Genomic DNA, 22,035 nt, shown 5'->3' on the forward strand with positions numbered 1-22,035 from the left:
GGACAGAATTGTCCAGCTATGCCAACTATCAGACGTATGCGTGGATTTCTAGCTTCCTCGATCGGCGTCACGTGCGCGGCCGCCCTGGCCCTGCCCCTCACCCTGCCGTCGTCCGGCGCCCGCGCCGCGACCCCGGCCGCGGAGTCGCCCGCCGGGCGTTCCGTGGAATCGGTGCCGGGCAGCACCCAGTCCCTCGCACTCACCCCACTCGGCTCCGACCGCTCACCCGGCGGCGGCGCGTCAAGCGAACAGGGCCTGCTCCAGCGGGAGGTCCGGCCCTTCTCCCTGGTAGGCGTCATCTGGGACGACCCGGACGCCGAACTGCACGGCAGCGTCCAGGTCCGCACCCGGGCGAACGGCACCGGCAACTGGTCCGGCTGGCAGCCCGTCGAGACGCACAACCACGATCACGCCGCCGACCCGGACGACCCGGAGCGCGCCTCGGGCCGGGTCCGCGGCTCCACGGCACCGCTGTGGGTCGGCGACTCGGACGGCGTCGAGATCCGTGTACGAGGTGAGGCGGAGCAGCGCCGCGGCGCCGCACGGCCCCCGGCGGAGCAGGCCCTTCCGGCGGGGCTGCGTCTGGAACTCGTAGACCCCGGAGCGGAGCCGCCCCCGCAGGGCGCCGCGCCCGAAGGCCCCCGCTCCCCGGCCCTGACCGCCGAGACCGCCGCCGCCTCCGCGGTCAACGCCGACCTCGCCCCGCTCGGCTCCGACGTGATCCCGGCGCTCTCCAAGAAGGAGACGCAGGACGACCTGATCGCGGCCCGCGGTGGTCCGGAGGGAGCCGCCGCCAAGGCCAGGCCCTACGTGGGGCCCCGGCCGCGCATCATCACCCGCAAGGGCTGGGGGGCGAACGAGGGGCTTCGCGAGAAGAACTTCGCGTACACGAAGACCGTGAAGGCCGCCTTCGTGCACCACAGCGCGTCCGGCAACAACTACCGCTGCTCACAGGCGAGCTCCGTCCTGCGCAGTATCTACCGCTACCACGTCAAGAGCAGCGGCTGGCGTGACTTCGGCTACAACTTCGCGGTCGACAAGTGCGGGAACATCTACGAAGGACGTGCCGGAGGTGTGGCCAAGCCGGTCCTCGGGGCCCACACTCTCGGTTTCAACAGCAACAGCATGGGCATCGCCGTCCTCGGCAGCTTCGGCTCCGCCAACCCGCCCGCGGCCGCCGTCAACGCCATCGCCAAGCTGACCGCCTGGAAGCTCGGCCTGTACGGCGCCAACCCGCGGGGAAAGACATATCTGAGGTCCGGGGGAGGAAATCTGTACAAGAAAGGCAGCAACGTCCGGCTCCATGTGATCTCCGGCCACCGTGACGGTTTCGCCACGGAGTGCCCCGGTATCCGCCTGTACAAGAAGCTGGGCAAGGCCCGTTCGTCCTCGGCCCGGTACCAGGGCCGCTGAGTCCTCGGCACACCGCCACGACCCGCACAGCGCACTGCACGATCTGCAAAGCCATCTGCATACACTGGCCGGCCGCGACTCAAAGTTCGGCCGGCCCCAGCAGGAAGCAGAGACGACAGGTGACAGAAGCGATCCTCCTGGTCGGCGGCAAGGGAACCCGGCTACGCCCGCTCACGGTGCACACCCCCAAACCGATGGTCCCGGCGGCGGGCGTCCCGTTCCTCACCCACCAGCTGGCGCGGGCCCGCGCGGCCGGCGTGGACCACATCGTCCTGGCGACCTCGTACCTCGCCGAGGTCTTCGAGCCGTACTTCGGGGACGGCTCGGCGCTCGGCCTCCACATCGAGTACGTCACGGAGACCGAGCCCCTCGGCACGGGCGGCGCGATCCGCAACGTGGCAGCGCGCCTGCGCTCGGGACCCGACGACCCGGTCCTGATCTTCAACGGCGACATCCTCACGGGGCTCGACATCCGCGCCCTGGTCACGACGCACGAGGAGTCGGGGGCGGACGTCTCCCTGCACCTCACGAAGGTCGACGACCCGCGCGCGTACGGCCTCGTGCCGACCGACGCCACGGGCAGGGTGCAGGCCTTCCTGGAGAAGCCGCAGACCCCCGAGGAGATCGTCACCGACCAGATCAACGCGGGCGCGTACGTGTTCCGCCGCTCGGTCATCGACACGATCCCGACCGGCCGCCCCGTCTCGGTCGAACGCGAGACGTTCCCCGACCTGCTGGCCTCCGGAGCCCACCTGCAGGGCATGGTCGACTCGACGTACTGGCTCGACCTGGGCACGCCCCAGGCCTTCGTGCGCGGCTCCGCCGACCTGGTGCTCGGCCGCGCCCCGTCCCCCGCGGTCCCCGGCCGCTGCGGCGAGAGCCTGGTCCTGCCGACCGCCACGGTCGCCCAGGACGCGAAGCTCACCGGCGGCACGGTGATCGGCGAGCACGCGGTGATCGGCGAGGGCGCGCGGGTGGCCGGCAGCACGGTCCTCGCGGGCGCGGTCATCGCACCGAACGCGGTCGTCACGGACTCTCTGATCGGCGCGGGCGCGAAGGTGGGCGCACGCACGGTCCTCGCGGGCGCCGTGATCGGCGACGGCGCGGACGTCGGCGCCGACAACGAACTGCGCGACGGCGTACGGGTGTGGTGCGGGGCGGGCCTGCCCGCGGGGGCCGTGCGGTTCTCGTCGGACCAGTGACTTCCGGCCCGGCCCGCGGCTGAACCCCCTACCCTCGTACAGATGTCATCCCGTTTCGCCCCTCGCCCCACCCTTCCCCAAGCTCTCGGCTTCGCTCGAGCAGGGGAGGCCCCCATCACGGTGCGCGGCGGCGAAACGGCGATCCCCCGGGGCGTGCCCCGCCGGACCACGGCGGCCCGCACCCGCACCTGGACCCCGCCCTACCCCCTGAACCTGGGCCTGACCGTGGGCCCCCTGCGCAGGGGCCCCGCGGACCCCACGTTCCGTACGACCCCGGACGGCTCGGCCTGGCGGGCGAGCCGCACCCCGCAGGGCCCCGGCACACTCAGGGTCGCCGTCCGCTCCGGCACGGTGGAGGCGGAGGCCTGGGGCGAGGGCGCCGACTGGCTCCTGGATCAGCTCCCGCAGCTCCTCGGCGACGCGGACAACCCCGCGGCCTTCACCCCCCGCCACCGCCTCCTCGCGGCGACGGCGCACCGCAGGCCGGGCCTCCGCCTGATCCGCACGGGCCTGGTCCTGGAGTCCCTGATCCCGTCGATCCTGGAACAGAAGGTCACGACGGACGAGGCGTACCGCGCGTGGCGCCTCCTGGTCCGCAAGTTCGGCGAACCGGCACCCGGCGCGGCCCCCGCCCAGCTCCGCCTGCACGTCATGCCGGACCCGAGGACCTGGACGCTGATCCCGTCCTGGGAATGGCACAAGGCAGGCGTGGACGACAAGCGCGCGTCGACGATCCTGCGCGCGGCACGCGTCGCCGCGCGCCTGGAGGAGGCGGCGGCGATGGACCCGCTGCGGGCCCGGGCCCGTCTGGAACTGATCCCGGGCATCGGTCCGTGGACGTCGGCGGAGACGGTCCAGCGCAGCAACGGCGCCCCGGACGAGGTCACGGTGGGCGACCTGCATCTGCCGGGCATCGTCGGGTACGCGCTGGCGGGCGACCGCACGGCGGACGACGAGGAGATGCTGCGGCTCCTCGCCCCCTACGAGGGCCAGCGCCACCGGGCGGCCCGCCTGATCCTCCTGAGCGGCCGCACACCGGCCCGCAGGACACCGAAGATGCCGAAGACGGACATCGCCCTCCTCTGAAGCCGTCTTCTGAAGCGGCTTACCGAACCTCTACGAAGTCCTCCGCGTCACGCGCGGCCCGAGCGGCGGGCTCGGCCGCCGGATGTCCGACAGCCACCGCTCCCATCGGGTCCCACGACTCCGGAAGCCCGAGGACGTCCCGTACGACATCGCGGCAGAACATCGTCGACGAGACCCATGCGGACCCCAGGCGCTCCCCGGCGAGCGCGACCAGGAAGTTCTGCACGCCGGCACCGGCCGCGACCACGAACATCTCGCGCTCGGCCGCGTCCCGCCGCTCGTCCCCGTACGTGTGCGACCCGTCCATGACGAGGCAGGGCACCGCCAGGTAGGGCGCCTTGCGCAGGACATCCCCCCGGCGCACCCGCTTCTCGACGGACTCCGGAGACTTCCCGTCCCGCCGGAGGTCCGCGATCCAGGCGTCCCGCATCGCGTCGAGCAGCCGCACACGCGACTCCTCGGACTCCAGCAGGACGAACCGCCACGGCGTCGTGTGATGCGGCGCGGGCGCGGTCACGGCGGCCGCCACGGCCCGCCGCACGGCCCCGGGGTCCACCGGCTCGTCCGTGAACTCCCGCACGGTCCGCCGCTGCGTCACGGCTTCCCGCACGGCCTCGGACGTCCCGAGCCGGAACATGTCGTCGCGCGAAGGACGCACCATGGCCCGGGCCCCCTCATCGGTCTCCCCGGTCACCCCGACGACGTGCGCGAGCCCGCGGATGACCGCCACCGGCAGCCCGCCGGCCTTCCCCTTGACCAGATCGCCCGCGGCGGCCAGTTCGTCCGCGGTGGCGACGACGGTCCCGGTCAGCGGATTGCCGTACGCGTCGACGCCGCCCCGCAGATCGTCGAGGACCCGCACGCCCGCCGCCCCGATGGCGACGTCCGTCACGCCGTCACGCCAGGGGCGCCCGAAGGTGTCCGTGATCACGACACCGACGTCCACGCCGAGCGCGTCCCGCAGCCCGTCCCGCACCGCGCGCGCCGAGGCGTCGGCGTCCTCGGGCAGCAACAGCACCGTCCCGGCGCGCGTGTTGGAGGCGTCGACACCGGCGGCGGCCATCACCAGGCCCTGCCGGTTCTCGACGATGCGCAGGGACCCGCGGCGCGCGACGACCCGCACGGTCTCGGAGTCGATGGCCGCCTCGCGGTCGCCCGCCTCGACGATCCGCCCCTCGGCCTTGCTGACGATCTTCGAGGTGACGAGGAGCACGTCCCCGTCCACGAGTCCGGGGTCCGCCGCGGCGATCAGCTTGGCGAGGTCGTCCCCCTGCCGCACCTCGGGCAGTCCGGGCACGGCCCAGACCTGGAAGGAGGGAGAACCGCTCACGCCCGCACCTCCTCCGCGAGGGCGAGCGCGGCGCGCGCCATCTCGGCGGTCGCGTCGAGGTCGCTCATCATCAGCGGGATCGCCCGGCACCGGATGCCCGCCGACTCGACCCGCTCCACGAACCCGGCGTCCACGGTGTCGACGAGCCAGCCGTCGAGCATCCCGCTTCCGTAGTGCTCGGCGACCGCGGCGGCCGTCGTCTCCACGCCCACGGCCGCGAGCACCTTGTCGGCCATGCCCCGCACGGGTGCGTTCCCGACGATGGGGGAGAGCCCGACGACGGGCACGCCCGCGTCGGCGATGGCCTCGCGGATGCCCGGCACGGCGAGGATCGTCCCGACGCTCACCACGGGGTTGGACGGCGGGAAGAGCACGATGTCAGCGTCGGCGATCGCCTCCAGGACGCCGGGCGCGGGCTTGGCCTGGTCCGCGCCGACCGGCACCACGGCGTGCGCGTCCACGGACGCCCGCAGCCGCACCCAGTACTCCTGGAAGTGCACGGCCTTCTGCTCGCCGTCGACCGTGACGGCGACATGCGTCTCGACGCGGTCGTCCGACATCGGGATGAGCCGCACGCCGGGCTGCCACCGCTCGCACAGCGCTTCCGTCACCGCGCTGAGCGGGAATCCGGCGGCCAGCATCTGCGTCCGCACGATGTGCGTGGCGAAGTCCCGGTCGCCGAGCCCGAACCACTCGGGCCCGACCCCGTACGCCGCGAGCTCTTCCTTGACCTTGAACGTCTCGTCCGTACGCCCCCAGCCCTGCTCTTCGTTGATGCCACCGCCGAGGGTGTACATCACGGTGTCGAGGTCGGGGCAGACCTTCAGCCCGAACAGGTGAATGTCGTCACCGGTGTTGCCGATGACGGTGATGTCCGCGTCAGGCGCGGCTTTCTTGAGCCCGCGGAGGAAACGGGCGCCGCCGATACCGCCGGCCAGGACCACAATGCGCATGGGGCCAAGCATGTCAGGCAGGTACGACAGCGCGTCAGGCGGTTACGACATCTCCGGCCGCCGGAGAGGCGGCCCGCACGCCGCACTGCGCCGCGTGCATCGGCATCTCGGTCAGGCCGGGGTAGTAGATGTGCAGGCTGACGGCCGGTTCCAGGGAGTCGTTGACGACGTCGTGGGCGTACCCGGGCGCGAAGACGCGTTGGGTTCCGGCGCCGAGCGCGCGCTGTCCGCGCTCCGTACGCTCCGTCAGTTCGCCCTCCAGGACCGTGAGTACGCCGGAGGAGGGGCCGTGGTCGTGCGTTCCGCTGCCCTGTCCGGGCACCCAGGAGAGCAGCCAGACCTCATAACCGGGGCCGGTGCGCAGGCGGTGGTACCAGCGGCTCGTCGCGTCGTACTCGACGAGGTGGGCCCATTGCGTGCGGTCGGCCGCGAGGGTGCGAGCCAGGCCGACGAACTCGGCCACGGTGGCCGGATGCTCGCGGGCGGGCTGCAGGAGGTGGGTGACTTCGAGGATGTCGCCGGCGATCTGGAGGTCGCTGTCGCTGTTCATGGTGCGGTGGTTCCTCAACGTGAGTGCTGGGGTGTCGCGAGGGAGGGGGGAAGCGATGGAGCGGGAGGAGCTCAGGCGGCTCGGGCAGCTCGGGCGATGAAGCGCCGGAGCGGGCTCAACAGCTGGAAGCGGGAAGGCTCAACAGCTGGAACAGGAACAGAGACAGCGCGCGTGGGCAGCACCGAGGAGCCCGCAGGTGCGGGTCGTCGAGAGTGCCAAGTTTGCGAGCATGCCCACTAGGACAGCGGCTCACACCATCCCTGTCAACTCTATGTCCGGAATGTGGGATATGTTTCACCTCATCCGGTTGTTCTGGAAGGTGAAAGGTTTGTGCACCGTGTTCACGGGACACCCAGGGGATGCATCGCTACGCATGGCGCATCAACCGGCGCGTAAACCCCGGCGTGCTCCCGTGACCCGAATGTGATCCCCTTCGCTTCGGTGGACCGGTCGCAACGGGACCGATCTCCGCGACGTCCTTCCCTGGTGAGGGCGGCCGCGGGGCGCCTCGGGATGGGCCACTGGCAAGTGTCAGGGTTATCCCGATTTGAACACTTTCCGCATTACCTTGGTTCCGCAGGGTGAATAAGGGACCCAATAGCAGATCTCGGCTTGACTGGCCCGGATCGGCACACTTGTAATTTCACTCGTGTCGTTCAGCCGAAATCGGTAACGGCAAGCACCACGGGGACGCACAGACAGACGAGGGGCGCACATGACCGAGCTGGTTCAGGAACTGCTGGTCGAGGACGCGGACGAGGAACTCGGCTGGCAGGAGCGCGCGCTGTGCGCCCAGACCGATCCCGAGTCCTTCTTCCCCGAGAAGGGCGGCTCCACGCGCGAGGCCAAGAAGGTCTGCCTCGCCTGTGAGGTTCGTTCGGAATGCCTTGAGTACGCACTGGCGAACGACGAGCGGTTCGGCATCTGGGGCGGTCTTTCGGAGCGGGAACGCCGCCGTCTGAAGAAGGCCGCCGTCTGAACACCGGCCGGTTCGCCCGACCAAACGGCACACACCCCTACGTAAGGAACAGCCCGTCGCCCGTGGGTCATCCACAGGCGGCGGGCTGTTGTGATGCCAGCCGTTAGTGTGGGGCCCCGTCCGAGACGCCCCGGCGCCCCCATGAAGCGCAGGCGTCCACCGCAGTCCATCGAACCGGGGCCCGTACCTCGATGTCCGTGCACAGCCATTCGGCAGCCGCTCACCACGACGCTGCCGCTCCCGAGTTCCCGCGGCACGTCGTCACCGCCGTGATCGTCTCCCACGACGGCGCCCGCTGGCTGCCCGACGCCCTCGCCGGCCTGCTCGGCCAGGAGCGCCCGGTGCAGAACGCCGTGGCCGCGGACACCGGCAGCGCGGACGACTCCGCCCGCCTGGTCACCGAGGCCCTCGGCCCCGACCGCGTCCTGCACCTGGCCCGGCGCTCCGGCTTCGGCACCGCCGTCGACGAGGCGAATCGCATCGCCGGCGTGCTGACCCCGGAAGAGCTGCCCTATCTGAAGCGCCCCAGCGGCTGGGATCCGGTCAGCCGGTCCTGGCGCGACGACGCCTACGACCTCCCCGAACTGCCGCACGGCGAGCCCGAACAGTGGCTGTGGCTGCTGCACGACGACTGCGCGCCCGAACCCGGCGCCCTCACCGAGCTGCTGCGCGCCGTGGAGAACGAACGCGAGGTCGGCAAGGACGTCGCGATCGTCGGCCCCAAGCTGCGCGGCTGGTACGACCGCCGCCAGCTCCTCGAGGTCGGCGTCTCCATCGCCAACAGCGGACGCCGCTGGACCGGCATCGACCGCCGCGAACAGGACCAGGGCCAGCACGACCACGTACGGCCCGTCCTGTCGGTGTCCACCGCGGGCATGCTGATCCGGCGCGACGTCTTCGACGAACTGGGCGGGTTCGACCGGCGCCTTCCGCTCATGCGGGACGACGTTGACCTGTGCTGGCGCGCCCAGAACGCGGGCCACCGCGTCCTCGTCGCCCCCGAAGCCGTCGTACGGCACGCCGAGGCCTCCTCGCGCGAGCGCCGCACCGTCGACTGTGTCGGGCGTACGTCGACGTCACCGCACCGCGTGGACAAGGCGGGCGCCGCCTACACCCTGCTCGTCAACGCCCGCACCGCCGTGCTGCCCTGGGTGCTCTTCCGGCTCGTCGTGGGCACCCTGATGCGCACCGTCGCGTATCTGGTCGGCAAGGTCCCCGGTCAGGCGGTCGACGAGGTCGCCGGTCTCCTGGGGACACTGCTGCGGCCCGGACGGATCGTCAGCGCCCGCAAGGAACGCGGCAAGTCGGCGCTCGAACCGGCCGAGATGCGGCCGCTCTTCCCGCCGCCCGGCGCCACCGTGCGCGCCACCGTCGAACAGCTCGCCGGCAGCGTCGTCGGCCGCTCCGACCCCGAGGCCGTCACCGGCGCGGGCCGGCACGGAGCCGTCGAGTCGGGGCCCGGCGGGGACGACGCGGACTTCCTCCAGGTCGAGCAGTTCGCACGGGTCAAGCGCCTGGCCCGCAAGCCAGGACCGATGCTCTTCGTGGTGCTGCTGTTCGTCTCGCTCATCGCCTGCCGCGAACTCCTCGGCAGCGGTGCGCTCGCGGGCGGCTCGCTGCTGCCCGCCCCCGGCGACTCCTCGGCCCTCTGGGACCGCTATCTCGACGCCTGGCACCCCGTCGGAACCGGCGGCACGCAGTCGGCGCCGCCCTACCTCGCGCTCGTCGCGGGGCTCAGCACCCTGCTGTTCGGGTCCACCGGGCTCGCGGTCACCGTGCTCCTGGTCGGCTCGGTGCCGCTGGCCGGGTTCGCCGCCTACTTCGCCTCACGGCCGCTGGTCGAGTCGCGCCTGCTGCGCGCCTGGGCCTCGGTCGCCTACGCCTTCCTGCCGGCCGCCACGGGTGCGCTCGCGGGCGGGCGCATCGGCACCGCCGTCCTCGCCATCCTGCTGCCGCTCATGGCGCGCGCGGGCATCGCGGCGAGCGGCCTCGCCTCATCGAACGGCACGCGCGGGAGCTGGCGCGCCTCCTGGGCGTTCGCCCTGCTCCTGACGCTCACCACCGCCTTCACGCCGATCGTGTGGCCCATCGCCCTGGTGCTCGGCCTCGCGCTCCTCGTCGTCCGCAGGCGGGACATCACGGCGTACGGACCGCGCTTCCTCGCCGCGCTCGGCACGCCGATCCTGATCCTCGCGCCCTGGTCCCTCTCGCTGCTGCCCTTCGGCTTCTTCCGTGAGGCGGGGCTCGACTTCTCCGTCGGCGCCGCGACCGGCCTCGACCTGCTCGGGGGCAGCCCCGGCGGCCCCGGCACCGTGGACGGGCTGCTGCTCATCGGCATCGTGCTCGCCGCCCTTGCCGCCCTGCTCCGCACCGAGCGGCAGCGCGCCGTCCGCACCGCGTGGATCGCCGCGCTGGTCTCCCTGGTCTTCGCCGCGCTCTCGAACGGCTCGGCGTGGGCGGGCCCCGCGACCCTCGGCTACGGCATCGCGCTCCTCGCCGCCGCCGCGCTCGGCGCCGACGGTGCACGCACGCGTGTCGCCGAGCAGAGCTTCGGCTGGCGCCAGCCGGTCGCCGTCCTCATCGCCTTCGCGGCGGCCGCCGGGCCGCTGCTCGTCGCCGCCGGGTGGATGATCCGCGGCGCCGACGGCCCCCTGGAGCGGCGCGACCCGGTGCAGGTGCCCGCGTTCGTCGCCGAGGAGAGCGGCACGCAGGACCAGGCCCGCACGCTCGTCCTGGACAGCGAGTCGGCCGCCCAGGTGTCGTACACGCTCGTCCGCGGCTCGGGCGCGCGGCTCGGTGACGCCGAACTCGCCGACGCGGGCGGCTCGAACAAGCGCCTCGACAAGATCGTCTCCCGGCTTCTCGCGGGCTCCGGCGCCGACCAGGCCGACCAGCTCGGCGGCTTCGCCGTGCGCTACGTCCTCGTACGCGACGGCGCGCCACGCCAGATGAACCGCACCCTGGACTCCACCCCCGGCCTCACCCGGCTCAGCCAGGAGGACGGCAGCGCCCTGTGGCGCGTGGACCGGCAGGTAGCGCGCGCCGCCATCGTCCCCGAGTCCGGCGACCCCCTGCCGGTCGCCGCGGGGCCCGTCGAGCTGCACACGAACATCCCGGCCGGCGAGGAGGGCCGCACCCTGCGGCTCGCCGACGCCGCCGACGAGGGCTGGACGGCGACCCTGGACGGCCGCCCGCTCACCGGAACGACCCTGGACGGCTGGGCGCAGGGCTTCGAACTGCCCGCGTCGGGTGGCCGCCTGGACGTCACGCACGAGACGCCCGCGGGCCACACGGGATGGTTGTGGGCCCAGGGCGTGCTCGCCGTGGTCCTGGTGGTCCTCGCCCTTCCCGGACGCCGCCGCGACGTGGACGACGACCTCCCCGACGAGCGCGTCATCCCGGCGCAGCCGGTCGAGGGCGAGGGGCGCAGGGCCCGCAGGCTGCGCGCCGCACAGGCCGAGCAGGACGCCGCGCAAGGAGACGCCGGACCGGAAGACGCCGGTACGCCACCGCCTCCTCCGGAGGAGGAGGCCTTCGCCGCGGTGCCCCAGCAGCAGGCGTACGAGGAGTGGGAGGCCCCCGCCCACGCGGGCGTCGACTACGGCACCTACCAGGGCGAACAGCAGTACCAGGACGCGCAGTACGCGCCCGGCTCCTACGACCAGTCCGGCCAGTCCGACCAGTTGGCGTACCAGGACCCCTACCAGGGCGGCCAGTACGACCCGTACGCCTACGGAGGCGCACAGGGCGGCGAGCAGTACGGGCAGTCGTTCGACGCCACCTACGGGCAGCAGCCGCCGATGCCGCCCCAGCCCCCGCAGCCGCCGCACGGCGACGACAGTGAGCGCCCCGACGGGAGCCAGCAGTGAACCGCACGACCCAGTCCCTGATCGCCGCTGTGGCCGCGCTCGCCGCGGTCACCGGGTTCGCCGTGACCAACGCGCCCGACGGCAGCGGAGACGACGGCGCGAAGGCAGCCGCGCGGCTGCCCGTCGAACGCACCAGCCTGCTCTGCCCGGTGCCCAGCGCGTCTGACCTCGCTGAGACCTCGTACACGGCGTTCACGCCCAAGCGCAAGGCATCCGGCACGGCCGGCAAGGCGGAACTGCTGCCCGCCACGAGGGAATTGACGGACGCCCCGAAGGACGGCGGCCACGCAGGCAAGGACAAGAAGAAGGCCGTCAAGCCCTTCCTGACCCCGAAGACGCCGGGCAAGCCCGTCACCGGCGAGGAGACCGGGGGAGAGTCACCCGCGCTCCTCGGCACCGCCGACGGCATGCTGGCCCCCGGCTGGACCGTCCAGCAGACCACCAAGTACGCGGTGGGCAGCGGACGCGGCCTGCAGGGCGCCAACTGCGCGGCGCCCGACACGGACTTCTGGTTCCCGGGCGCGAGCAGCGCCAAGGACCGCAGCGACTACGTCCACCTGACGAACCCGGACGACACGGCGGCCGTCGTCGACATCGAGCTGTACGGCAAGGACGGCGCCCTCAAGACCGAGGTGGGGGAGGCGATCCAGGTCCAGCCGCACTCCAGCATGCCGGTCCTGCTGTCCACGCTCTCGCCCAAGGAGCAGACCAACCTCACGATGCACGTGACCGCGCGCAGCGGCCGGGTGGCCGCCGCCGTGCAGTCCTCGGACGACAAGCTCGGCGGCGACTGGCTGCCCGCGTCCGCCGACCCCGCGAGCCGCGTGGTCCTGCCGGGCATTCCCAAGGACGCCACGTCGGTACGTCTGGTCGCCTTCGCGCCCGGTGCCGACGACGCCGACCTGAAGGTCCAACTGGCCTCGCCCAGTGGCTCGATCAGCCCGGCCGGACACGCGAACCTGCACGTCAAGTCCGGCATGACGACCGCCGTCGACCTCGGCGACGTCACCAAGGGCGAGGCGGGCTCGCTGGTCCTGACGCCGACGGAGGACGGGGCGCCCGTGGTGGCGGCCCTGCGCGTCACCCGGGGCAAGGGCGCCGACCAGGAGACGGCGTTCATCCCCGCCACGAACCCGATCGGCACGCGCGCGACGGTGGCCGACAACCGCGCCAAGGGCTCCACGCTGTCCCTCGTGGCCCCCGGCAGGACCGGCAAGGTGAAGGTCACGGCGTCGGAGGGCTCCGAGGGCGGCTCGTCGACGAGCAAGACGTACACGGTCAAGGGCGGCACGACCCTGGGGATCAAGGCGCCCGTCCCGAGCGGCCTCAAGGGCACGTACGCGCTCACGGTGGAACCGGTGTCGGGAGGCGCTGGGGACGCCGTCTACGCCTCACGCATGCTGGAGGAGCCGGAGGACGGCGTCCCGATGTTCACCATCCAGACGCTGCCGGACGACCGGGGCACGGTGTCGGTGCCGGAGGCGGAACAGGATCTGAAGGTGCTGCAGAAGTAGGTCTTCGGGGCCGGGGCCGCGGCCTGGCCCGCAGGACGGGGAAGGATTACGGAAGGGGCGGAGCCCTCACTCTTCCCCGTACCGCGGGTCCACCGACTCGGGCGAGAGTCCGAGGAGCTCGGCGACCTGCTCGACCACCACTTCGTGGACGAGCGCGGCCCGCTCGTCGCGTCCCTTGGTGCGGATCTCGACCGGACGCCGGTAGATGACCACCCGGGCGGGACGGCCATCGGAAGCCTCGATCGTGCCGCCCAGCGGCACGACGTCATCGCTCCAGTCGTCCTCGTCGCCACCGGCGTTGCCGCCCCGCCCCAGGGCGGGAACCTCGAGGACCAGGAAGTCGATCTCGCTGAGCTGCGGCCAGCGCCGCTCGAGACGCTCCACGGAGTCCTGCACCAGGTCGGTGAAGACCTCGGCACGGCTGGCGGACAGCGGCACCTGGGGAGGCGCCACGGGGCCGCGCATGCCCCTGCCGTGGCGGTCGCGGCGGCGGGGCCTCGGGTCTGCGGTGCGGGGCTGTACGGGGTCGTCCATCACTGACGAAGAGTAGTCCTCGAGATCGCCGTTTCCGCACAGCTTCCACCGGCCTTCCGCAGTGCGTCCGTACTCCTTCCGTACGGCTCCCGTCCGGCGCGCGGCATGTCGCCCGATGACCATTCCGGCCAGGGTTGGGCCCGATTCCGTATCTCTCCAGGACCGTCGATCTCGCGATGAATGACGGGATTTGCGCCAAGCCGTGACCGGATTCAACACCACTGGTCACCCAGGCCCCTTGCGTCACCGCAGGTCAGCGAGGCGCCGTGCGGGCGGGTCGTGGCGGGGATCACAGCGCGACACGGTGGGGTGACCTCGCGGAGAGTCGTCGCGGCCCGCTCAAGAGTGCGGTACCGTCCAACATCGTGAGCCCTGTACGTCGCTGTTCGCGCACCGCTTGCGGCCGTCCCGCCGTCGCGACGCTGACGTACGTCTACGCCGACTCGACCGCGGTCCTCGGCCCCCTCGCCACCTACGCCGAACCCCACTGTTACGACCTGTGCGCCGAGCACTCCGAGCGCCTCACCGCGCCCCGCGGCTGGGAGGTCGTCCGCCTCGCCGACGCCTCCGGTCCGACCCGCCCCAGCGGTGACGACCTCGAAGCGCTCGCCAACGCGGTACGTGAGGCGGCCCGCCCGCAGGAGCGCGCCGCCGAGGCCGGTGGCGGCCCGCGCAGGGCGGACCCGATGGAGGTCGCGCGCCGCGGCCATCTCCGGGTGCTGCGCTCACCGGATTCCTGAGCCCCGCTCTCCGCTGGCCCCTTCGGGTTACCGACCGGCCCTCTCCGTAGACCCCTGTCGTTTAGCGCTGAACAACTTCTCCCGCACGACCCATTGACGTGCCCATGGCGCCGACATGACCATTCCCCCAGTTGTGAGAGATCACCTTCCGCATCACGGAAACCGGGGAGTCGCCCGTGTACGTGCAGCAGCTGGAGCCCGTGGCCGATTCGCTCGGCCTGTCCGCACTCGTCGCGACCCTGCCCCTCCTGACGGTTCTCGTCCTGCTCGGCGTCGTCCGCATGAAGGCCCACCACGCCGGTCTCATCGGCCTCGGCGTCGCCGCTCTGGTCGCCTGGGCCGCGTACGGGATGCCGATCGGCCAGACCGCCTCCGGCGCCGCGCAAGGCGCGCTCTTCGGGCTCTTCCCCATCCTGTGGATCGTCGTCAACGCCCTGTGGGTGTACCGGATGACGGTCCGCACCCGGCACTTCGACATCCTGCGCCGCTCCTTCGGACGGCTCTCGGACGATCCGCGCATCCAGGCACTCGTCGTGGCCTTCTGCTTCGGGGCGCTCCTTGAGGCCCTCGCCGGCTTCGGGGCGCCCGTCGCGATCTCCGCGGTGATGTTGGTGGCGCTCGGCTTCGACCCGGTCAAGGCCGCGGTCGTCGCCCTCGTGGCCAACACCGCGCCCGTCGCCTTCGGCGCCATGGGCACCCCCGTGGTGACGCTCGCGCAGGTCACCGGGCTCCCGCTGGACACCGTCGCCACGGTCGTCGGCCGCCAGACGCCGCTGCTCGCCCTGGTGGTGCCGCTGCTCCTGGTCGGCCTGGTGGACGGGCGGCGCGGGCTGCGCGAGACCTGGGTGCCCGCCCTGGCGTGCGGATTCGCGTTCGCCGCCGCACAGTTCGCCGCGTCCAACTACGTCTCCGCCCAGCTCGCCGACATCGGGGCCGCGCTGGCGGGCGCCGCCGCGCTGGTCGCCGTGCCGAGCGCGCGCAGACCCGCCGCGGAGCCCGTACGCGTCGCGGTCCTCACCGGCGTACGCAGCGAAGACCTCGACCACGACGACCCGCGCCCGGAGATCCTGCGCGCCTACGCCCCGTACGCCCTGATCGTCGCCATCTTCTCCGTCGCCCAAATCCCGCCGGTCAAGGAACTGTTGGCCAAGGCGACGCGGACCTTCGACTGGCCCTTCCTGGACGTCGCCAACTCCGAGGGGGACCCGGTGGGCGGCAACCTCTTCTCGCTGCCGCTCGTGGCGACGGGCGGGACGCTCGTCCTGCTGGCCGGTGTGGGCACGGCGGCGATCATCGGGGTGCACGCGCGCGTGGCGGTACGGGAATGGCTGGCGACCGTGCACGAACTGCGGTTCGCCATCCTCACCGTGACCTCCGTGCTCGCCCTCGCCTACGTGATGAACCTGTCCGGGCAGGCCGCCACCATCGGCCACTTCGTGGCGGCGGCGGGCGCGGGGCTCGCCTTCCTGTCGCCGGTGCTCGGCTGGTTCGGCGTCGCGGTCTCCGGCTCGGACACCTCGGCCAACGCACTCTTCGGCGCGCTCCAGGTGACGGCGGCCCAGCAGTCCGGGCTCTCGCCCGAACTGCTCGCGGCGGCCAACAGTTCGGGCGGTGTGCTCGGAAAGATGATCTCCCCGCAGAATCTGACCATCGCGTGCGCGGCGGTCGGACTCGCGGGCAAGGAGGGCGATCTGCTGCGCAAGGTGCTGCCCTGGAGCCTCGCCCTGTTGCTGGTGATGTGTCTGATCGTGGTGGGGCAGAGCACGGTGGTGCTCGGCTGGATGCTGCCGTGACGAGAACCTGACGTCGGCCTGCACCGACCTGGCAGTGGCTTGACGCCGCTCACAGCTGGTTGTCAGTTGTTGCGGGTAGTTTGGGGTGACCGGCGAGCACTCGCCGGAATCGCTGAACTCGCAGAACCTGCAGAGAGGGTTGGCCGTGACTGCTGATCTGTCCCAGATCGTGAAGGCGTACGACGTGCGCGGGGTGGTCCCGGACCAGTGGGACGAGTCCCTCGCCGAACTGTTCGGCGCGGCCTTCGCGAAGGTGACGGGCGCGGACGCGATCGTGACCGGGCACGACATGCGGCCGTCGTCGCCCGGCCTCTCCAGGGCCTTCGCGCGCGGGGCCGCCGCGCTCGGCGTCGACGTCACGGAGATCGGCCTCTGCTCCACGGACCAGCTCTACTACGCGTCGGGTGCGCTGAACCTGCCGGGCGCGATGTTCACTGCCTCGCACAACCCCGCGCAGTACAACGGCATCAAGATGTGCCGCGCGGGCGCCGCCCCCGTCGGCCAGGACACCGGCCTCGCCGAGATCCGCGCTCTCGTGGAGGGCTGGGCGGAGACCGGAGCCCCGGAGCCGGCGGCCACGCCCGGCACCCTCACCGAGCGGGACACCCTCAAGGACTACGCGGCGCACCTGCGCGGCCTGGTGGACCTGACCTCCATCCGCCCCCTCAAGGTCGTCGTCGACGCGGGCAACGGCATGGGCGGGCACACCGTCCCGACGGTCTTCGAGGGCCTGCCGCTCACGCTCGTACCGATGTACTTCGAGCTGGACGGCACGTTCCCGAACCACGAGGCCAACCCCCTCGACCCGAAGAACATCGTGGACCTGCAGCAGCGGGTGCGCGACGAGGGCGCCGACCTCGGCATCGCCTTCGACGGCGACGCGGACCGCTGCTTCGTCGTCGACCAGGACGGCGCCCCGGTCTCCCCGTCGGCGATCACCGCCCTGGTCGCCTCGCGCGAGCTCGCGCGCAACGGCGGCAAGGGCACGGTCATCCACAACCTCATCACCTCCTGGTCGGTCCCCGAGGTCGTCCGGGAGAACGGCGGCACGCCGGTCCGCACCCGCGTGGGGCACTCCTTCATCAAGGAGGAGATGGCCAAGACGGGCGCGATCTTCGGCGGCGAGCACTCGGCGCACTACTACTTCCGCGACTTCTGGAACGCGGACACCGGCATGCTGGCCGCGCTCCACGTCCTCGCCGCGCTCGGCGGCCAGGACGGGCCGCTGTCGGGCCTCGTCGCGCAGTACGACCGCTATGCGGGCTCCGGCGAGATCAACTCCACGGTCGACGACCAGACGGCGCGCCTGGCCGCGATCAAGGAGAAGTACGGCGACCAGGAGGGCGTCACCCTCGACGAACTGGACGGCCTCACGGTGACGTCCACGGACTGGTGGTTCAACGTCCGGGCCTCCAACACGGAACCCCTCCTGCGCCTGAACGTGGAAGCCCGGGACGAGGCAACGATGACAAAGACGAGGGACGAGGCCCTGACCATCATCCGAGCCTGACCCCTCCGTCTACGGCCTCGGGGAAGCGACCGCCCGGCGACGCCTGCCCACCGACCTCCGGTCTCGGTCGGGCCTGACGCTCGCCGACGCCCGCCCACCCCGGCTGCCCCGTTTGGTCGCCAGCCGCCGTGCCGCGCCTGCCCATCCAGTCCGCCCCGTTTGTGGGCAGGCGTTCCCACCCCGGCTGCCCCGTTTGTCGTCAGCCGCCGTGCCGCGCCTGCCCACCCAGTCCGCCCCGTTTGTGGGCAGGCGTTCCGCACGGCGGAACGGGTGGGCACAAACGCCCACCGGGCCGCAGATGAGCAACGACCGTCGGCCCACCCGGGGCCTGGGGCGAAGCCCCGGCTCGAGGGTCGGCTCCCGGGCCCCCGGGCCCCGGGGAACCTGGGGCGGAGCCCCGGCCCGCCCCACCCAAGGGGACCCGGGGCGAAGCCCCGGCCGTGCGCTCACCCAAGGCCCCGGGGCCAGCGGTAGGCTGACCAGGCGACATCCCTCACCCCACCCGCTCGAAGGGACCCACCCCATGCCGCTCGAAGCCGGCCTCCTGGAGATCCTCGCCTGCCCGGCCTGCCACGCCCCCCTCAAGGAGGCGGACACGGAGCTGGTCTGCACGGCGGACGCGAAGGACTGCGGCCTCGCCTACCCCGTCCGGGACGGCATCCCCGTACTCCTCGTCGACGAGGCCCGCCGCCCCGCGTAAGGGCCCCGCAAGGCCTGCCCGAGGCCGCGCAAGGGCCCGCAAAGCCCTCGTAAGGCCTCACAAGAAGGCCTCACAAGTAAGGCCTCACAAGTAAGGCCCCGCAGAACGGCCCCGCAAGGCCAGGCGTAACGACAAGAGGCGCGACCGGCGGCCCCCGCCCCGGCGCCCGGCGAATCGGAGGCCCGACCCCATGCTCGACGAATCGCTGCTCGACGCCCCCGAGGCCCTCGCCGTGGCCGACCGCCGCGGCCTCCTCCGCGGTGCCGCGGAGGCAGGCGCCCGTGTCCGCACAGCGGTGCGGCACGCCACGGAGGCCGGGCTCACGCAGCTCAAGCCGGACGGCCGCCCCCGGGCCATCCTGATCGCGGGCCCCGGCACGGCCGCCACAGCCGTGGCGGACCTGCTCGGCACCCTCGCGGGAGCCGGCTGCCCCGTCATCCGCCTCGCCCCCACCGGCGTGGCCCCCGCGGCAGGCGCCCTGCGCTGGGCGCTACCCGGCTGGGCGGGCCCCCTGGACCTGCTGCTCATCGCCACCCCGGACGGCACGGAGCCGGGCCTCGAACTCCTCGCGGAGCAGGCCTACCGCCGCGGCTGCACGGTCGTGGCCGTGGCCCCCGCCCGCTCCCCGCTGGCCGAGGGCGTGGAGGCCTCGCACGGCCTCACGGTCACGATGGCCACCTCCCCGTACGGGGAGTACGAAGCCCCGCACGACGGAGAGCGCGCCTCCGAGTCGTACGAGGCACGCCGCTTGGACGACGAGGCCGCCGCCTCCGCCCCCGCCACCCTCTGGGCCCTGCTCACCCCGCTCCTCATCCTCCTGGACCGCACCGGCCTGATCACCGCACCGGCCGAAACCCTGGAGAAGATCGCCGACCGCCTCGACCACGTCGCGGAACGCTGCGGCCCGGTCATCGCGACGTACAGCAACCCCGCCAAGACGCTCGCCGCCGAACTCGCCGAAGCCCTCCCGGTGATCTGGACCGAGGGCAGGCTCGCGGGCCCGGTCGGCCGCCGCTTCGCCGCCGCTCTCGCCGAGCTCGCCGGGCACCCCGCGGTCGCGGGCGAGCTGCCCGAAGCCCTGCCCGCGCACGGCGCCCTGCTCGCGGGCAATCTCGGCCCGAGCGGCGACGGCAGCGGCAACAGCGACGACTTCTTCCGTGACCGCGTCGAGGACGCCCAGCAGCTCCGTGCCCGCGTCGTCCTGCTCCGCGACCGCCCGATCGACGCCGGAGGCCTCAGCGCCGCTCCCGCGGCCCGTGAGCTCGCCCACGGCCACGACATCGCGATCAGCGAGCTCGAGCCGGAGGACGGCGACGAGCTGGAGACCCTCGCGGAGCTGATCGCCGTCACGGATTTCGCCGCCGTTTACCTGGCGCTCGCCCCGAGGGACGGATCATGACCCCAGCCCGGTCATGACCTGAGACCGCGCACGGCACGCCGACGCACAGCATCGCCACGCACCGACTCGCACAGTTTCGCGGCACCGCACATCGCAGCGCACTCCACTCCACCGCACTGCACCGCCTCGCACCGCGTACGTACGTAAGGGAGAATCCCTCCGTGGACCGCCTCACCAACACCATCCGCCCCTACGCCTGGGGTTCCACCACCGCCATCGCGGAGCTCCTCGGCGTCGAGCCGACCGGTGAGCCGCAGGCCGAGATGTGGATGGGCGCCCACCCCGGCGCCCCCTCGCGCACCGAACGCGGCGCGCTCGACGAAGTCATCGACGAGGACCCGGGACACGAGCTCGGCAGGGCGACGGTCGCCAGGTTCGGCCCGCGCCTGCCCTTCCTCCTCAAGCTCCTCGCCGCGGGCGCCCCGCTCTCTCTCCAGGTGCACCCCGACCTGGAGCAGGCGAGGGAGGGTTACGAGGACGAGGAGAGCCGGGGCGTTCCGATCGACGCCCCGAACCGCAACTACAAGGACGCCAACCACAAGCCCGAACTGATCTGCGCGCTCACGGAGTTCGACGGCCTCTGCGGCTTCCGCGACCCCGTCGAGGCCGCGGACCTCCTGGCCGGACTTGGCGTCGACTCCCTGAAGCCGTACGTCGATCTGTTGCACGCCAAGCCCGAGGACGGCGCCCTGCGCGAGGTCCTGACGGCCGTCCTGACCGCGGACCCCGAGGAGATGGCCGCGACCGTCACCGAGGTCACCGAGGCCGCCGAGCGGCTCGGCGGCGCGTACACCCCGTACGCGGGCATCGCGCGCCACTACCCCGGCGACGCCGGCGTCATCGCGGCCATGCTCCTCAACCACGTCCGGCTGCAGCCCGGCGAGGCCCTGTTCCTCGGCGCCGGAGTCCCGCACGCCTACCTCGATGGCCTCGGCGTCGAGATCATGGCCAACTCGGACAACGTGCTGCGCTGCGGCCTGACCCCCAAGCACGTCGACGTACCCGAACTCCTGCGCATCGTCCGCTTCGAGCCGACAGCCCCCGGAGTCCTGCGTCCAGAGGCCGCGCCCGACGGCGAAGAGGTCTACGACACCCCGATCGACGAGTTCCGCCTCTCCCGCTTCGTCCTGCCCGAGGGCGCCGCATCGCACGACCTCACCGCCGCGACCCCGCAGATCCTGCTCTGCGTCGCGGGCACGGTCCGGGTGGGCGACGCCGGGGAACTCACGCCCGGACAGTCCGTGTTCGTCCCCGCCGAAGAAAAGACCGAAGTGTCCGGAGTGGGCACGGTCTTCCGTGCCACTGTGGTGGCCTGACTCACCACCAGTCCCTCGTGCTGCAACAATGACCCACCGCAAAGGCCGGGCAAAGCGGCGGCAGTGGACGATGAACGTACGCAGGCGAAGGGACAACGGGCACACATGAGCGCGTCAGGCGGAACAAAGGCGATTGTCGCGGCACTCGGCGCGAATCTCGCGATCGCGGTGGCGAAGTTCGTCGCGTTCATCTTCAGTGGCTCGTCGTCGATGCTCGCCGAGAGCGTGCACTCGCTCGCGGACTCGGGCAACCAGGGGCTGCTGCTCCTCGGCGGCAAGAAGGCGCAGCGCGAGGCGACCCCACAACACCCCTTCGGGTACGGGCGCGAGCGCTACATCTACGCCTTCCTGGTCTCCATCGTGCTCTTCTCGGTCGGCGGCATGTTCGCGATCTACGAGGGCTACGAGAAGATCAAGCACCCGCACGAGATCGAGCACTGGTACTGGCCGGTCGGCGTCCTAGTGTTCGCGATCATCGCCGAGGCCTTCTCCTTCCGTACGGCCATCAAGGAGTCGAACCACACGCGCGGCAGCCTGACGTGGACGCAGTTCGTCCGCCGCGCGAAGGCCCCCGAGCTGCCGGTCGTTCTCCTGGAGGACCTGGGCGCGCTGGTCGGTCTGGTCCTCGCCCTGATCGGCGTCGGCCTGGCGCTCGGCACCGGCGACGGCGTCTGGGACGGCATCGGCACCCTCTGCATCGGCATCCTGCTGATCGTGATCGCGATCGTCCTCGCGGCGGAGACCAAGTCCCTGCTCCTCGGTGAGGCCGCGGGCACGGAGGAGGTCCAGAAGATCGAGAAGGCCCTGGTCGACGGCGAGACGGTCACCCGCGTCATCCACATGCGCACGCTGCACCTCGGCCCCGAGGAACTCCTCGTCGCCGCCAAGGTCGCCGTGCAGCACGACGACACGGCCGCCGAGGTGGCCGCCGCCATAAACGCCGCCGAGGAGCGCATCCGCGCGGCGGTCCCGATCGCCCGCGTGATCTACCTGGAGCCGGACATCTACAGCGAGGCGGCAGCAGCCGAGGGCACGAACCCGGCGAAGGCACCGGGCGGCCACTGACCTTCCGCCGTTCCCGTACGTCTGTTCCTGTACGTCTGTTCCTGTACGCCGATGGGGCCCCGCACCTGCACGGTGCGGGGCC

Annotated in this window: 17 protein-coding genes; 13 read left to right on the plus strand and 4 right to left on the minus strand. The window is 72.3% G+C overall.

Going from position 1 to position 22,035, the window contains the following annotated elements; genetic code table 11:
- Window positions 1-36: 36 nt before the first annotated feature.
- From AB0E78_RS16630 to AB0E78_RS16640, 3 genes are all read left to right on the plus strand, one after another.
- The gene (locus AB0E78_RS16630) at window positions 37-1,413 is read left to right on the plus strand and encodes an N-acetylmuramoyl-L-alanine amidase (protein ID WP_361832726.1); all 1,377 of its coding nucleotides are present in this window, start codon (window positions 37-39) and stop codon (window positions 1,411-1,413) included.
- Window positions 1,414-1,532: 119 nt separating this feature from the next.
- Entirely contained in the window at window positions 1,533-2,615 is a 1,083-nt protein-coding gene (locus AB0E78_RS16635) for an NDP-sugar synthase (RefSeq protein WP_361832728.1), read from the plus strand.
- A gap of 42 nt (window positions 2,616-2,657) precedes the next feature.
- Window positions 2,658-3,701, plus strand: coding sequence for a DNA-3-methyladenine glycosylase 2 family protein (locus AB0E78_RS16640; RefSeq protein WP_361832730.1), 1,044 nt, complete (start codon window positions 2,658-2,660; stop codon window positions 3,699-3,701).
- Between the two features lie 19 nt (window positions 3,702-3,720).
- On the opposite strand, the gene AB0E78_RS16645 is transcribed toward AB0E78_RS16640, so the two are convergent.
- The 3 genes from AB0E78_RS16645 to AB0E78_RS16655 are packed head-to-tail and all read right to left on the minus strand — an operon-like array spanning window position 3,721 to window position 6,534.
- Entirely contained in the window at window positions 3,721-5,031 is a 1,311-nt protein-coding gene (locus AB0E78_RS16645) for a coenzyme F420-0:L-glutamate ligase (RefSeq protein ID WP_361832732.1), read from the minus strand.
- A complete protein-coding gene (gene cofD / locus AB0E78_RS16650; RefSeq protein ID WP_361832734.1) occupies window positions 5,028-5,984 on the minus strand; it encodes a 2-phospho-L-lactate transferase in 957 nt (318 codons plus the stop codon). Before cofD ends, AB0E78_RS16645 begins: the two co-directional genes overlap by 4 nt.
- A gap of 34 nt (window positions 5,985-6,018) precedes the next feature.
- Window positions 6,019-6,534: a cysteine dioxygenase family protein gene (locus AB0E78_RS16655; RefSeq protein ID WP_361832736.1), complete on the minus strand. Its 516-nt coding sequence runs from the start codon at window positions 6,532-6,534 to the stop codon at window positions 6,019-6,021.
- Window positions 6,535-7,249: 715 nt separating this feature from the next.
- Here AB0E78_RS16655 and AB0E78_RS16660 point away from each other — a divergent pair.
- The 3 genes from AB0E78_RS16660 to AB0E78_RS16670 all read left to right on the plus strand — a co-directional run bounded on the left by AB0E78_RS16660 (window position 7,250) and on the right by AB0E78_RS16670 (window position 12,896).
- The gene (locus AB0E78_RS16660; RefSeq protein WP_016642094.1) at window positions 7,250-7,513 is read left to right on the plus strand and encodes a WhiB family transcriptional regulator; all 264 of its coding nucleotides are present in this window, start codon (window positions 7,250-7,252) and stop codon (window positions 7,511-7,513) included.
- Between the two features lie 191 nt (window positions 7,514-7,704).
- The gene (locus AB0E78_RS16665; RefSeq protein ID WP_361832738.1) at window positions 7,705-11,382 is read left to right on the plus strand and encodes a glycosyltransferase family 2 protein; all 3,678 of its coding nucleotides are present in this window, start codon (window positions 7,705-7,707) and stop codon (window positions 11,380-11,382) included.
- On the plus strand, window positions 11,379-12,896 hold the full coding sequence (locus AB0E78_RS16670) for a DUF5719 family protein (protein ID WP_361832740.1): 1,518 nt from the start codon (window positions 11,379-11,381) through the stop codon (window positions 12,894-12,896). Before AB0E78_RS16665 ends, AB0E78_RS16670 begins: the two co-directional genes overlap by 4 nt.
- 66 nt (window positions 12,897-12,962) lie before the next feature.
- Here the strand turns inward: AB0E78_RS16670 and AB0E78_RS16675 are convergent, their stop codons facing one another.
- Window positions 12,963-13,430, minus strand: a complete 468-nt coding sequence (locus AB0E78_RS16675; protein WP_361832742.1) for a metallopeptidase family protein — start codon at window positions 13,428-13,430, stop codon at window positions 12,963-12,965.
- 365 nt (window positions 13,431-13,795) lie between these two features.
- Between AB0E78_RS16675 and AB0E78_RS16680 the strand changes: the two genes are divergently transcribed.
- The 7 genes from AB0E78_RS16680 (at window position 13,796) to AB0E78_RS16710 (ending at window position 21,953) form a co-directional block, all read left to right on the plus strand.
- Window positions 13,796-14,170, plus strand: coding sequence for a DUF3499 domain-containing protein (locus AB0E78_RS16680; RefSeq protein ID WP_361832744.1), 375 nt, complete (start codon window positions 13,796-13,798; stop codon window positions 14,168-14,170).
- A 176-nt stretch (window positions 14,171-14,346) separates the two neighbouring features.
- Window positions 14,347-15,963 carry a lactate permease LctP family transporter gene (locus AB0E78_RS16685; protein WP_361832746.1) on the plus strand — a complete coding sequence of 539 codons (1,617 nt, stop codon included), beginning with the start codon at window positions 14,347-14,349 and terminating at the stop codon, window positions 15,961-15,963.
- A 145-nt stretch (window positions 15,964-16,108) separates the two neighbouring features.
- Complete coding sequence (locus tag AB0E78_RS16690; protein ID WP_361832748.1) at window positions 16,109-17,473, plus strand: phosphomannomutase/phosphoglucomutase; 1,365 nt, start codon at window positions 16,109-16,111, stop codon at window positions 17,471-17,473.
- Window positions 17,474-17,996: 523 nt separating this feature from the next.
- Complete coding sequence (locus AB0E78_RS16695; protein WP_361832750.1) at window positions 17,997-18,173, plus strand: Trm112 family protein; 177 nt, start codon at window positions 17,997-17,999, stop codon at window positions 18,171-18,173.
- Window positions 18,174-18,363: 190 nt separating this feature from the next.
- Window positions 18,364-19,572 (plus strand): SIS domain-containing protein, encoded by a 1,209-nt coding sequence (locus AB0E78_RS16700; RefSeq protein WP_361832752.1) that lies wholly within the window; start codon window positions 18,364-18,366, stop codon window positions 19,570-19,572.
- 161 nt (window positions 19,573-19,733) lie between these two features.
- Window positions 19,734-20,888 carry a mannose-6-phosphate isomerase, class I gene (gene manA / locus AB0E78_RS16705; RefSeq protein WP_361832754.1) on the plus strand — a complete coding sequence of 385 codons (1,155 nt, stop codon included), beginning with the start codon at window positions 19,734-19,736 and terminating at the stop codon, window positions 20,886-20,888.
- Between the two features lie 105 nt (window positions 20,889-20,993).
- A complete protein-coding gene (locus AB0E78_RS16710; RefSeq protein WP_361832756.1) occupies window positions 20,994-21,953 on the plus strand; it encodes a cation diffusion facilitator family transporter in 960 nt (319 codons plus the stop codon).
- The last annotated feature ends 82 nt before the right edge of the window (window positions 21,954-22,035 follow it).

The organism is Streptomyces sp. NPDC032198 (assembly GCF_040636975.1).
GTDB lineage: Bacteria > Actinomycetota > Actinomycetes > Streptomycetales > Streptomycetaceae > Streptomyces.

Excerpts from the sequence above, each read along its gene's own strand:
- AB0E78_RS16630 (WP_361832726.1), top strand. The coding sequence starts at position 37 with ATGCGTGGATTTCTAGCTTCCTCGATCGGCGTCACGTGCGCGGCCGCC.
- AB0E78_RS16640 (WP_361832730.1), top strand. The coding sequence starts at position 2,658 with ATGTCATCCCGTTTCGCCCCTCGCCCCACCCTTCCCCAAGCTCTCGGC.
- cofD (WP_361832734.1), bottom strand. The coding sequence starts at position 5,984 with ATGCGCATTGTGGTCCTGGCCGGCGGTATCGGCGGCGCCCGTTTCCTC.
- AB0E78_RS16655 (WP_361832736.1), bottom strand. The coding sequence starts at position 6,534 with ATGAACAGCGACAGCGACCTCCAGATCGCCGGCGACATCCTCGAAGTC.
- AB0E78_RS16660 (WP_016642094.1), top strand. The coding sequence starts at position 7,250 with ATGACCGAGCTGGTTCAGGAACTGCTGGTCGAGGACGCGGACGAGGAA.
- AB0E78_RS16665 (WP_361832738.1), top strand. The coding sequence starts at position 7,705 with ATGTCCGTGCACAGCCATTCGGCAGCCGCTCACCACGACGCTGCCGCT.
- AB0E78_RS16675 (WP_361832742.1), bottom strand. The coding sequence starts at position 13,430 with ATGGACGACCCCGTACAGCCCCGCACCGCAGACCCGAGGCCCCGCCGC.
- AB0E78_RS16695 (WP_361832750.1), top strand. The coding sequence starts at position 17,997 with ATGCCGCTCGAAGCCGGCCTCCTGGAGATCCTCGCCTGCCCGGCCTGC.
- AB0E78_RS16700 (WP_361832752.1), top strand. The coding sequence starts at position 18,364 with ATGCTCGACGAATCGCTGCTCGACGCCCCCGAGGCCCTCGCCGTGGCC.
- AB0E78_RS16710 (WP_361832756.1), top strand. The coding sequence starts at position 20,994 with ATGAGCGCGTCAGGCGGAACAAAGGCGATTGTCGCGGCACTCGGCGCG.